Genomic DNA, 11,821 nt, shown 5'->3' with positions numbered 1-11,821 from the left:
GGTTATACGGTAGTTATTAAGCGTATGGGGCGTTATCATAAGTTTATAAATTATCGTTTGGGCTCGTGTTGTGGCGGTGTGATCGCTTATTATTGAAATGTAAGATTTGCTTGTATCAAGCACTCGTTCCCTCATCATCTATGTTTTTTTATTAGGAGAATACAATGCAAATTACTGAAAACACTGTTGTTAGCATGCACTACACGTTGACTGACGAACAAGGCCAAGAGCTGGACTCTTCAGTTGGACAAGACCCTCTAGTATTTTTGAGCGGCGCTCAAAACATCATTGATGGTTTGGATAAAGCGCTACAAGGTAAAGCAGCAGGTGAGAAACTAGCTGTATCAGTTACTCCAGAAGATGGCTACGGCGTGGTTCATCAAGAATTGATTCAAAAGGTTCCTGCAGAAAATTTCCAAGGCGTTGATGATATCCAAGTCGGTATGCAGTTCATGGCGCAAACTCCAGGTGGTGAGCAACCTGTTACCGTTATTGGTGTGGAAGAAGACGGTATCATGTTAGATGGTAATCACCCATTGGCCGGTAAAACATTGAACTTTGATGTTGAAATTGTTGATGTTCGAGAAGCTTCTACAGAAGAATTAGAACATGGTCATGTGCACGGCGAAGGTGGTCATCATCACTAATATTTCTAAATTCAGATGTAATAAGTGCTTCTTCTGCTAATCAGGTGTAGAAGAAGCCGATTACTGAAGTTGGTGCATTTCTTTTCACCACAAAATTAAGCAGTACTAATATGAGTTATTAGTAGTTGACTGAAGGTATAAAAATACCAGATTTCGACTCTTTTAAGGCAAGAAATATCAGTGGAAAATATTGCACGAACACTGAATTATCATCTTTAAACAGATGTGTTTGGCTGCTTGAAATGAAAAGTGCCGCACTTCGACTTAAATTCAGTTGTAACTACTTAGTGAATTTTTATTATTGAGTTTTTTTACAGCAAGCAGCCTTCATACTATGGAAGCTGTTTTTATTACTTTATGCATAGTATGCACATAAATAATGTTAATATTATCAATATAAGCTAAAGATAATTAAGGCGGGTTCGTTTTGATTACTCTTAATTTTTCTCTAAACTTTTTAAAAAGAAGGTGTATAGGTTTTTCAGGTATGAAAAAATTTAAGTTACAAGTCATATTTGCTCTTGGTGCTATTATAGCTGCAATTATATTAATCATTGCTCTATTGGATTTTTTGGCATTTAGGTCCGAAAGCATGGATTTGAATAAACAATTGTTACGAGAGAAAAATGAGACGCTTACAGCTGGAGTAACAGAAAAATTCGAAAGCTACCGACTTATATTGGCTTCTATCTCCTTGAAAGAACATTCGTTAGGTGAGAAGCATTTGTCTGAATATAATGCTGCGAGTTTAACTTCTGTATATAGTATTTTAAAAGAAAGAAGTAATGGCGTTTATCTTTTTGATAAAACGGGAGCTTCTTATCGAAGGGATGGGAGTAATACCGGGCGAGATTATAAATCGCGCAGCTACTATAAAGCGCTTTTTGATAGAAATGAAAAGTTTTATGTATCCTCTCCTTATATGTCAAAAGGTCTTCGTTTTGTTGCTATTGCTTATCGAGTAAATGATGATATGGCATTAATGACAACAATCCAGTTGGATACCTTTCTAGTTGATCTTCAAGAACGAAAAGATTTATTGGTTTATGCAGATAATGGCACAATAATTATTGCGCCTTACGAAGACTTTATTGGTAAAAAAATTCTAGATGTACGTCCAAGATATGAGCAATTTAGTCCAGAAAACCCTGAACTATCTTATACTGCTCCTGGTGTGGGTGATAATGGTGGCAATGTTGACTTTACTGCCTTCTGGGGGCGAATGGATATTAATGGCTGGGAATATGTCAGTGTAACCAAAACTGAGCAGATACATCGACATGCAAATAGCCAGCTTATATATTCCCTCATCATAGGTTTGGTATGTTTTGCCATAGCGTGTGCTATTTTGTTGGTGGTGATGAATCGTCTTGTTCTAAAACCTGTGGGTGGTGCGCCGGAAGATATCGCTAAATTAATTGAGAAAATGGCGGCAGGTGACTTAACAGTCAAATTAATTCCGTCTAGTAAAGACACAGGTATTTATCGATCGCTTGTGACACTCTCTAATCAACTTTCTAGTTTGGTGAGTAATTCATTAAATATTTCAGACAGTGTGTCTTCTTCTTCCCAAGAGCTAAGTGTAGTAATGAACGACACTTTAAAGAATATGGAAAATGAGAAGTTGCAGGTTGAACAAATCTCTACCGCTATTTATGAGTTATCTAGAACGTCGCAAGAAGTGAGTAGTAAGGCGTTAGAAGCCGAAGAAGAAACTAAGGTTAGCTTGAAAACAATAGAGAACGGAAAAGTTACATTAGAAAAAAATATTGCTTTTACCCGTGATATAAACAACTCAGTAACCGATACAGCAACAATAGTTAATGAATTGAAGAACTTCTCTATTGAGATCGGTACTGTTATTGATGTAATCAATGGCATTTCTGAGCAAACCAATCTACTGGCCTTAAACGCAGCTATTGAAGCAGCTCGTGCAGGTGAAGCTGGGAGAGGTTTTGCCGTAGTTGCAGATGAAGTTCGAACATTGGCTTCGAAAACGCAACAATCTACAGTCAGTATTCAAGAGATCATTTTGAAACTGCAGGAGAAGTCAGAAGAAGCAAGCAGCAACATGACGCAAAATGTTGAATTGATTGATGGCTCTGTGGCATTGGCAGACCAGGTGAAATTGGCTTTTGAAGAAACTTCTCAAGCTATTAATGCAATCTCTGAGATTAATGCGCTTGTGGCAACTGCATCTGTTGAACAAACAGGTGTAACAGAAGATATTTCTAAAAATATCACTCAAGCTTTTGATTTAGTTCAAAAAAATGCTTCGGCAATCAATGAAACTTTACAAGCATCAACTGAGTTAGCACGTTTGGCGCAAACTCAAAAAGATGAAATGGAGTTCTTTAAAGTATAGGGTTTCATTAAATTGTAGCTTTATTTTTAAAGATTTATATAAAAAGCAGTCTCTAGATATAGAGACTGCTTTTTAGTTTTTGGGGGCAATAAATAAGGGAAGAGGTTATTTCTGCTCACGAGCAATGGCACGATGGCCAATGTCAGTACGGAAATACACTTTATCCCAAGATAACTTATTCACCACATCGTAGGCACCAGTTTGTGCATCAGCCACGGTATCACCAAGGGAAACAGCACAAAGCACACGACCGCCATTTGTTACGACTTGGCCGTCTTTCAACGCTGTACCTGCTTGGAAAACCTTTTGATGGGTTGGAAGACTGCTATCTAGACCAGAAATGACATCACCTTTAGGGTAATTCGCAGGATAACCGCCAGCGGCTAAAACAACACCTAAGCTTGCTCTTGGATCCCAATCCGCTTTCACTGTGTCCAGCTTGCCATTTACTGCGGCTAAACACATCTGAGCTAAATCAGAGCGTAAACGCATCATGATAGGTTGTGTTTCAGGGTCACCAAAACGACAATTGTATTCTAGTGTTTTTGGTGTGCCATCGGCTGCAATCATCACACCTGCGTATAAGAATCCACGGTAACGATTCCCTTCTGCATTCATGCCTTTTACTGTTGGCATAATTACTTCATTCATAATGCGATCATGAATTTCTGGTGTCACAACAGGAGCAGGGGAGTATGCGCCCATGCCGCCAGTGTTTGGCCCAAGGTCGCCATTATCACGTGCTTTATGGTCTTGGCTAGTTGCCATTGGCAATACAGTTTCGCCATCTACCATGCAAATGAAGCTGGCTTCTTCACCGGTTAAAAACTCTTCAATAACAACACGGCTGCCTGCGTCGCCAAAAGCATTGCCTTGTAGCATATCTTCTACGGCTGCAATGGCTTCTGCTTCGGTTTGCGCCAAAATAACGCCTTTACCCGCTGCAAGGCCATCGGCTTTGACAACAATGGGAGCGCCTTGTTGTTTAATGTATTCAACCGCAGCAGGAATGTCAGTGAAGTTACCGTAGCTTGCTGTAGGAATGTTGTGGCGTGCCAAAAAATCTTTCGTGAAAGCTTTAGAGCCTTCAAGTTGTGCGGCTGCCGCGCTTGGGCCAAAAATGGCTAGGCCTTCTTTTTCGAAAGCATCCACAACACCAATGACTAAAGGCGCTTCTGGGCCAACAATAGTTAAGTCGATACTTTCATTCTTGGCGAAAGCAACAAGTGCATCAATATCGGTTACGCCAATGTTAACGTTTTCAACTTTGTTTTCTGTTGATGTGCCAGCATTACCTGGAGCAACAAAAACCTTATTCACGTCATTTGATTCGGCTGTTTTCCATGCTAAAGCGTGCTCACGGCCGCCATTACCAATAATAAGAACTTTCATTTTATCTTAATCCTTTTAATGATTAGTGACGGAAATGGCGCATGCCAGTAAAGACCATTGCCATGCCAGCTTCGTCTGCTGCAGCAATGACTTCATCATCACGCATTGAGCCGCCTGGTTGGATTACCGCTGTAATACCCGCTTGAGCCGCCGCATCGATACCATCACGGAATGGGAAGAAAGCATCGGATGCCATAACGGAACCAACAACTTCTAGATTCTCGTCAGCTGCTTTAATTCCAGCTATTTTCGCACTGTAAACACGGCTCATTTGGCCTGCACCAACACCGATGGTTTGTTCTGCTTTTGCGTAAACAATAGCATTGGATTTCACGAATTTAGCCACTTTCCAAGCAAATAGTAGGTCACTTAATTCTTTTTCGCTTGGCTGGCGCTTAGAAACGACTTTTAAATCGTCTAGAGTGATAGCGCCGTCATCGCGGTCTTGTACTAACAAACCACCGTTAACACGTTTGTAATCCAGTGCGGCTGGTTTATCTTGTGACCATTGGCCGCATTCAAGTAAACGTACATTTTGCTTAGCCGCAACAATCTCAACCGCTTCTTTACTCACGCTCGGTGCGATGATGACTTCAACGAATTGACGGTCAACGATCGCTTGTGCCGTTTTTGCGTCCAACTCTTGGTTAAAAGCAATGATGCCGCCAAAAGCAGAAGTAGGATCCGTTTGGAAAGCAAGGTCATAGGCTTCAAGTTGTGATGCCGCCGTTGCAACACCACAAGGGTTGGCATGCTTAACAATGACACAAGCTGGCTTGTCAAAGCTTTTCACACACTCAAGTGCCGCATCTGTGTCTGCAATGTTGTTATAGGAAAGCGCTTTACCTTGGATCTGTTTTGCCGTGCTAATAGACGCTTCTTTAGGATTGGCTTCAACGTAGAAAGCGGCTTTTTGGTGAGGGTTTTCACCGTAGCGCATTTCTTCTTGTTTATTGAATTGTAAGTTAAAAGTACGAGCGAAATCTTCGCTGCCGCCTTCTACTTTCTTGCCTAAGAAGTTCGCAATGGCGCCATCATAATGAGAGGTATGTTCAAAAGCTTGTACAGCAAGGTCAAAACGTTGGTCGTACGTTAAACCGCCATCCGCTTTTAGTGATGCTAATAGGCTGTCATAGCTAGCAGGTGAAACGACAATTGCCACGTCTTTGTGGTTTTTCGCCGCTGAACGAACCATAGTTGGTCCACCGATATCGATGTTTTCGATAGCCATTGGCAAATCACAATCTGGGCGTTCAATCGTTGCTTCGAATGGGTAAAGATTCACGACAACCATATCAATTTCGTCGATGCCGTGCTCTTTCATGATCGCGCCATCAATGTCACGACGGCCAAGAATACCGCCATGAACTTTAGGGTGAAGTGTCTTCACTCGACCATCCATCATTTCAGGGAAACCTGTGTAGTCGGATACTTCTGTCGCAGGGACTTTATTTTCAAGCAGCAACTTGTAAGTGCCGCCAGTAGAAAGAATTTCAACGCCTTGAGCGGTTAATTCACGGGCGAATTCGACAATGCCTGTTTTGTCGGAAACGCTGATTAAAGCTCGTTTGATTGGAGTAACTGTTTTTTGATTTGCCATCATGGTTCTCGCAATAATTTAACACTAAATAAACAAGGGGAAGGTTAAATGAAAAAAGGGCGAATTCGCCCTTTTTTCTTGTGTTCTATAGCATGCCGTACTGCTTCAATTTTTTGCGCAGCGTACCTCGGTTTAAACCAAGCAGAGTCGATGCTTTTGTTTGGTTATCTTTGGTGTAGCTCATCACTGACTCCAACAAAGGTGCCTCAACCTCAGCTAAAACCAATTGATATAAATCGGTAACTGGCTGTCCATCAAGATGAGCAAAGTAGTTTTGTAGTGCTTTTTCAACGTTGTCACGTAGTGTTTGTGACTGTTCTGAAGAAGCGGCTTGAAATGTATATGTATGAGTTTGTTCTACCACAGAATGACCTTCTATTTTTAAAGCTAACCATTTATTAATGTAAATTAGGATTCAATACATTAAGTATGAGGTTTGTTTGCCTACTGACAAACAAAGAACTCTTCTAATTTATCAAGCTGCTCTTGCGTATTGTCAATACGGTTAAACAGGCTTCGAAATTGAGTTTTGTCCGCTAACGTTTGCAAGTACCAACCAACATGTTTGCGAGCAATACGCATACCCAAATAGTCACCATAAAACTGGTGGAGGGCGTTAACATGGTTGATGACCAGTTGTCTCACCTCAGACAAAGACGGCGGTGCTAACAATTCATTAGTTTGTAAGTAGTGATTGATTTCACGAAAAATCCACGGTCTACCTTGAGCGGCGCGACCAATCATAATGCCATCTGCCTTTGTGTAATCTTTCACAAATTTGGCTGTTTCAGAATCTTTGATATCACCATTAGCAAAAATAGGAATCGTCAAATGCTGTTTGATCTCTGCGATCGTATCGTATTCGACTTGCCCTTGAAATTTACATTCTCGGGTACGTCCATGAATTGCTAAGGCTTGAATACCAATATCTTGAGCCATCTTTGCAATGATAAGTCCATTTTTCTGATCCTGACTCCATCCTGTACGGATTTTTAGGGTGACGGGAACAGAAACACTATTTACAACCGACTCCAGTATTTCTCGAACAAGTGCTTCGTCTTTAAGTAATGCCGAACCAGCGGCTTTATTACAGACTTTCTTGGCGGGGCAACCCATGTTGATATCAATGATTTGCGCACCTAGCTCGACATTTTGTTGAGCTGCTTCTGCCATCATTTTTGGGTCACCGCCAGCAATTTGAACCGACCTAGGCGAAACCTCTGCGTCATGAACTAATCGGTGACGGCTTTTTGTCGAGTTCCAAAGACGAACATCAGAAGTAACCATTTCAGATACAACTAAACCTGCGCCTTGGTCATGGCATAGGCGGCGAAAAGGTAAATCGGTTACTCCTGCCATAGGGGCAAGGATAACAGGTTTATCAACGCGATAAGGGCCAATAGCAAATGCCATGCTTTTCCTGAATACTGGATTGAATGTTAAAGATCGCCGACAGTGTCGATCGGGCGTGCATAATACCTAGGCAATTGTTATTTTTGAAGTCTTGACAGACTAAAAATTGATTATTTTTTGTTCTTTTCTTAGCTAAGTAGGAAATAACACTCGTTCTAGTAAGAGCGAGTCTTCGAAGGGAAGGTTTTCAATTGGTGTGTAACAGCACGAGCACCCGGATCTTGTATCGGAATGACAACATGAATCGGAGTACTTGGTGGCATATAAGTGATATCTAAGAAGTCTTTGTGTAGATAGTCACTCGGAGAAAATAAGCGAGCGGCCACAGGTGAGCCATTTAAATCTGAGAACTCTAAAGCGATTTTCGGCATAGGCTGAGAAAACGAGCTGACGTTAGTAATAATCGCATTCACGAGAAGCGAATTTGGGATAGAAGGGTGACTCTGGATTCGTACATGTTGGATGCTAATGGCATCGATGTCTTCAAATCCTGGAAGAGTACAGCCTGAATAAGAGCAGATCATTTGATAGAAAGATCGGAAGTTAGAAGATCGACTTCCTTCTTCAAAGAAATGCATCGACGCTTGTCCTGCTAATAAAGCCAAACCAAGCAATGAGGCGAAGAGCCACAAGAAGCGGTGTTTGCTTTTGACTCTGATGTCTTTTGGGTTTTCTTCCAAAAGCGGAGCAAGGCTTTCTTGAGCTGATAATTGCTCAAGAATCGTGTGTTGATTTTTTGCATCAGAAGGGCAAGTTTGTTCAGACGCAGTTTGAGCCAAAGACTGTAACGCAGCCATATAATCTGGCTCACTAACGGTCTCTGTTTTAGGTGATGGTTTGCTTTCAATGAAAGGCGTTGGTGTAGTAGCCTTGGCTTCTTCTTTTGTTTTATTAACGACTTCTTTTTTGACTTTTGGTGTTCTTGGTTGAGCGCTTAACGCTGCTTCCACTTCTGCTAATTCAACTTCCCATGGTGCGGGGGAATCATTTCTGTCCGCATGGGAGAGGGGGGTGGTTTCGCCACGAGCTGATTTTGCTCTTTCTTGATATTGCTTAGCAGGCTCTTTTTCTTTCTGGGCGGTAGTATTTGCTTTGGCCTCTTTTGCTTTTCGCTCTTTCAGAACTTTTTTACTCGCCTCCAAATCTTCTCCACTAAGTGGTGTCAAATCACTTTCATTGAACAGATTGAGAATATCATCTTCAGTGATGATTCCTTGCTCGCTGATTAGCACATTGGATGATTCTGTTGTGCTGATGTCAGGTTCTTTTGGTGACGGTTTTGGTGTTGCCTTTTTTTCGGGAGTGTCAGCTTTTTGAGCGAGTGCTTGTTTTTTTGTCTGAATCTCAGGCTTTTTCGTGGCTTCAGGTTTTTCTGTAGTTTCAGGTAGTGTTGGCTTGGAGGCATGTGCATCAAAGATATGGAAACATTGTCCGCATCTGACTTTGCCTTTGGCCATGCTTAATACTTCATCGTTAACACGAAATGCAGTTGAACATTTTGGGCAACGTGTAATTAAGCTATTGGCCATGAGCGTCTTTCTTCCTTTTTTTAATCTGTACTAAATAATTGTTAATTATGAGTTTTTTGTACCAACAATACGAACCCATTCTTCTCTTTCTGTGATGGATTCAATAGTAAACCATTCTTGGTACGCTTGAATAACTTCTTCTGCTTGATTGGCAAGAATGCCTGATAAAGCAAGTTGGCCGCCAGTTTTTACGAGAGCCGAAATAGTTGGTGCAAGATGTGCTAGAGGTCCGGCGAGAATGTTTGCAACAACAATGTCGGCTTGCAAATCTGATTCATAAGGTGGCAGTTTGACTTCAATACGGCTTGGTTTAATTTTATTGCGCTCAGCATTGGCTTCTGTTGCTTGAACTGCTTGAGGGTCAATGTCGATGCCGACCATATTATTTGCACCAAGGAGTAATCCTGCAATGCCGAGAATACCGGAGCCACAACCGTAATCAATGATGGTTTTATCTTGGCAATCAATGCTATCTAGCCACTGCAAACAAAGCGCTGTGGTTGGGTGTGTGCCTGTGCCAAAGGCGAGTCCAGGATCAAGCATTAATGTGACAGCGTTAGGGTCTGGTACTTCGCGCCAGCTTGGGCAAACCCAAAGGCGCTCGCCAAATTGGATGGGGTGGTAGCTGTCCATCCACTCTCTTTCCCAATCTTTGTCTTCGAGAATTTCTATTTTTAAATCTACATCAGTTTCACCCAAAGAGGCTGCTTTGTGTTCAACCACAGGGCGGACGGCTTCGACATCGGTGTCTGCTTCAAATAGTCCAGTGACTTTAGTGTTTTTCCACAATGGCGTGGTGTTTAAGTCTGGTTCATACACAGGGTCATCGTGCACATCCTCAAAGGTAACGACCATAGCGCCACATTCTAATAGAGTGTCTTCAAAAGCAGGCACGTGATCGGGTGTGGTATGGATACAAATCTGAAGCCAAGGCATAAAATGGAGTCCAACAATGAATAAAACAGGAATAGAATAACGAAGCTTGGTGCGAGAGGCGAGAGGAAAATGATAGTCCCTAGTGATTTATGTAATCACTAGGGACGAAACGGCAGTTCTTATAAACCGAGTTTTTTCTCCAGATAATGGATGTTAACGCCACCAGTAATGAAGTTAGTATCATTTGCTAGTTCTTTTTGTAGCTCTATGTTGGTTTTAATACCATCGATGAAGGTTTCATCGAGAGCGCCAGAGAGGCGTTTTAGCGCTGCTGTTCTGTCTGGAGCATGACAAATGATCTTAGCAATCATGGAGTCATACGTTGGTGGAACAGAGTAGCCGCTGTATAAATGAGAGTCGACACGAACACCCATACCACCTGGTGCATGGAAGTATTCCACTTTACCTGGGCAAGGCATGAAGGTTTTGGAGTCTTCCGCATTGATACGTGCCTCAACAGCGTGACCGTTTAGCTTGATGTCTTCCTGTTTCAAAGACAAAGGCAAACCGCTTGCAATACGTAGTTGTTCTTTAACGATGTCAACGCCTGTTACCATTTCAGTCACTGGGTGTTCTACTTGAACACGAGTGTTCATTTCGATGAAATAGAAACCGCCATCTTCGTATAAGAATTCAAATGTACCTGCACCGCGGTAGTTGATCTTGATGCAAGCATCAACACAGGCTTTTAAACAAGCTTGGCGAGATTCTTCATCCAACATAGGTGCTGGTGCTTCTTCTAATACTTTTTGGTGGCGACGTTGCAAAGAGCAATCGCGATCGTATAAGTGAACTGCATTGCCTTGGCCGTCTGCAAGAACCTGAACTTCAACGTGACGAGGGTTTTGTAGGAATTTTTCCATGTAAACCGTGCTGTCACCGAAATAAGAACCGGCTTCAGATTGTGTGATGCTGATGGACTTTAATAGGCTGCCTTCGTTGTGAACAACGCGCATACCACGGCCACCGCCACCTGCAGCTGCTTTAACGATAACCGGGAAACCGATTTCGCGAGCAACACGTAGACATTCATCTGGATCTGTTGGTACTGGGCCGTTAGAGCCAGGAACTGTCGGAACGCCTGCTTCTTTCATTGCTTTGATCGCAGATACTTTATCGCCCATTAGACGAATCGTTTCTGCTTTAGGGCCGATGAAAGCGAAGCCGGAGTTTTCAACTTGTTCTGCAAAGTCTGCATTTTCTGCAAGAAAACCATATCCTGGGTGGATAGCAGAGGTATCTGTCAATTCTGCAGCACTAATGATTGCAGGAATGTTCAAGTAACTTTGCGCTGAAGGGTTTGGACCTATGCAGATAGATTCGTCTGCAAGGCGCACATGTAGTAAGTCGCGGTCAATTTTAGAGTGAACCGCAACGGTTTTGATACCGAGTTCTTTACACGCACGTAAAATACGTAGCGCGATTTCGCCTCGGTTAGCAATCAATACCTTATCGAGCATGATGAAACCTATTGCTTTGGATTAAATGATAGTAACAAGTGGTTGATCAAATTCAACCGGCTCGCCGTCTTCAACTAAGATAGCGCCAATTGTACCGGACTTGTCAGCTTCGATTTGGTTCATCATTTTCATTGCTTCAACGATACAAATAGTATCGCCAGCGTTAACTGTTTGACCTACTTCGATGAAAGGCTTAGCACCTGGAGCAGAAGATTTGTAATAAGTACCTACCATTGGAGAGTTAACAGTGTGGCCAGAAACAGCAGCAGGTGCCTCTGGAGCAGCAGTAGATGCGGCAACTGGAGCAGCGACTGGTGCTGCGGAAACAACTGGAGCGGCCATTGGCGCCATAACAGGGGCACCACCACGACTAATACGAACTGCTTCTTCGCCTTCTTTGATTTCAATCTCGTAGACGTTAGATTCTTCTAAAAGCTCGATTAATTTTTTAATTTTACGAATGTCCATGCTTACTCTCT

The 11,821-nt window shown here is 42.3% G+C and carries 10 protein-coding genes; 2 read left to right on the top strand and 8 right to left on the bottom strand.

What is annotated here, in order from left to right; genetic code table 11:
• The first annotated feature begins 164 nt into the window (after positions 1 to 164).
• Entirely contained in the window at positions 165 to 647 is a 483-nt protein-coding gene (locus ABFY09_RS03375; protein WP_347982885.1) for a peptidylprolyl isomerase, read from the top strand.
• A 427-nt stretch (positions 648 to 1,074) separates the two neighbouring features.
• The gene (locus ABFY09_RS03370; protein WP_347982884.1) at positions 1,075 to 3,012 is read left to right on the top strand and encodes a methyl-accepting chemotaxis protein; all 1,938 of its coding nucleotides are present in this window, start codon (positions 1,075 to 1,077) and stop codon (positions 3,010 to 3,012) included.
• Between the two features lie 105 nt (positions 3,013 to 3,117).
• Here the strand turns inward: ABFY09_RS03370 and purD are convergent, their stop codons facing one another.
• The 8 genes from purD to accB all read right to left on the bottom strand — a co-directional run bounded on the left by purD (position 3,118) and on the right by accB (position 11,810).
• Positions 3,118 to 4,404, bottom strand: coding sequence for a phosphoribosylamine--glycine ligase (gene purD / locus ABFY09_RS03365; protein ID WP_347982883.1), 1,287 nt, complete (start codon positions 4,402 to 4,404; stop codon positions 3,118 to 3,120).
• A 22-nt stretch (positions 4,405 to 4,426) separates the two neighbouring features.
• Positions 4,427 to 6,004, bottom strand: a complete 1,578-nt coding sequence (gene purH, locus ABFY09_RS03360; RefSeq protein WP_347983062.1) for a bifunctional phosphoribosylaminoimidazolecarboxamide formyltransferase/IMP cyclohydrolase — start codon at positions 6,002 to 6,004, stop codon at positions 4,427 to 4,429.
• Between the two features lie 85 nt (positions 6,005 to 6,089).
• Positions 6,090 to 6,368 (bottom strand): DNA-binding transcriptional regulator Fis, encoded by a 279-nt coding sequence (fis, locus tag ABFY09_RS03355; protein ID WP_317004590.1) that lies wholly within the window; start codon positions 6,366 to 6,368, stop codon positions 6,090 to 6,092.
• 80 nt (positions 6,369 to 6,448) lie between these two features.
• Positions 6,449 to 7,417: a tRNA dihydrouridine synthase DusB gene (gene dusB, locus ABFY09_RS03350; RefSeq protein WP_347982882.1), complete on the bottom strand. Its 969-nt coding sequence runs from the start codon at positions 7,415 to 7,417 to the stop codon at positions 6,449 to 6,451.
• Between the two features lie 155 nt (positions 7,418 to 7,572).
• The gene (locus tag ABFY09_RS03345) at positions 7,573 to 8,946 is read right to left on the bottom strand and encodes a DUF3426 domain-containing protein (RefSeq protein WP_347982881.1); all 1,374 of its coding nucleotides are present in this window, start codon (positions 8,944 to 8,946) and stop codon (positions 7,573 to 7,575) included.
• Positions 8,947 to 8,991: 45 nt separating this feature from the next.
• Positions 8,992 to 9,882: a 50S ribosomal protein L11 methyltransferase gene (gene prmA / locus ABFY09_RS03340; protein ID WP_347982880.1), complete on the bottom strand. Its 891-nt coding sequence runs from the start codon at positions 9,880 to 9,882 to the stop codon at positions 8,992 to 8,994.
• Between the two features lie 119 nt (positions 9,883 to 10,001).
• Positions 10,002 to 11,342 (bottom strand): acetyl-CoA carboxylase biotin carboxylase subunit, encoded by a 1,341-nt coding sequence (accC, locus tag ABFY09_RS03335; RefSeq protein WP_347982879.1) that lies wholly within the window; start codon positions 11,340 to 11,342, stop codon positions 10,002 to 10,004.
• A 21-nt stretch (positions 11,343 to 11,363) separates the two neighbouring features.
• Positions 11,364 to 11,810: an acetyl-CoA carboxylase biotin carboxyl carrier protein gene (gene accB / locus ABFY09_RS03330; protein WP_347982878.1), complete on the bottom strand. Its 447-nt coding sequence runs from the start codon at positions 11,808 to 11,810 to the stop codon at positions 11,364 to 11,366.
• Between the last annotated feature and the right edge of the window lie 11 nt (positions 11,811 to 11,821).

It is taken from the genome of Marinomonas sp. 5E14-1 (assembly GCF_039939215.1).
Lineage (GTDB): Bacteria > Pseudomonadota > Gammaproteobacteria > Pseudomonadales > Marinomonadaceae > Marinomonas.
This window is presented reverse-complemented; position numbering and strand designations above follow the sequence as displayed.

Excerpts from the sequence above, each read along its gene's own strand:
- accC (WP_347982879.1), bottom strand. The coding sequence starts at position 11,342 with ATGCTCGATAAGGTATTGATTGCTAACCGAGGCGAAATCGCGCTACGT.
- purH (WP_347983062.1), bottom strand. The coding sequence starts at position 6,004 with ATGGCAAATCAAAAAACAGTTACTCCAATCAAACGAGCTTTAATCAGC.
- purD (WP_347982883.1), bottom strand. The coding sequence starts at position 4,404 with ATGAAAGTTCTTATTATTGGTAATGGCGGCCGTGAGCACGCTTTAGCA.
- ABFY09_RS03375 (WP_347982885.1), top strand. The coding sequence starts at position 165 with ATGCAAATTACTGAAAACACTGTTGTTAGCATGCACTACACGTTGACT.
- dusB (WP_347982882.1), bottom strand. The coding sequence starts at position 7,417 with ATGGCATTTGCTATTGGCCCTTATCGCGTTGATAAACCTGTTATCCTT.
- ABFY09_RS03345 (WP_347982881.1), bottom strand. The coding sequence starts at position 8,946 with ATGGCCAATAGCTTAATTACACGTTGCCCAAAATGTTCAACTGCATTT.
- accB (WP_347982878.1), bottom strand. The coding sequence starts at position 11,810 with ATGGACATTCGTAAAATTAAAAAATTAATCGAGCTTTTAGAAGAATCT.
- prmA (WP_347982880.1), bottom strand. The coding sequence starts at position 9,882 with ATGCCTTGGCTTCAGATTTGTATCCATACCACACCCGATCACGTGCCT.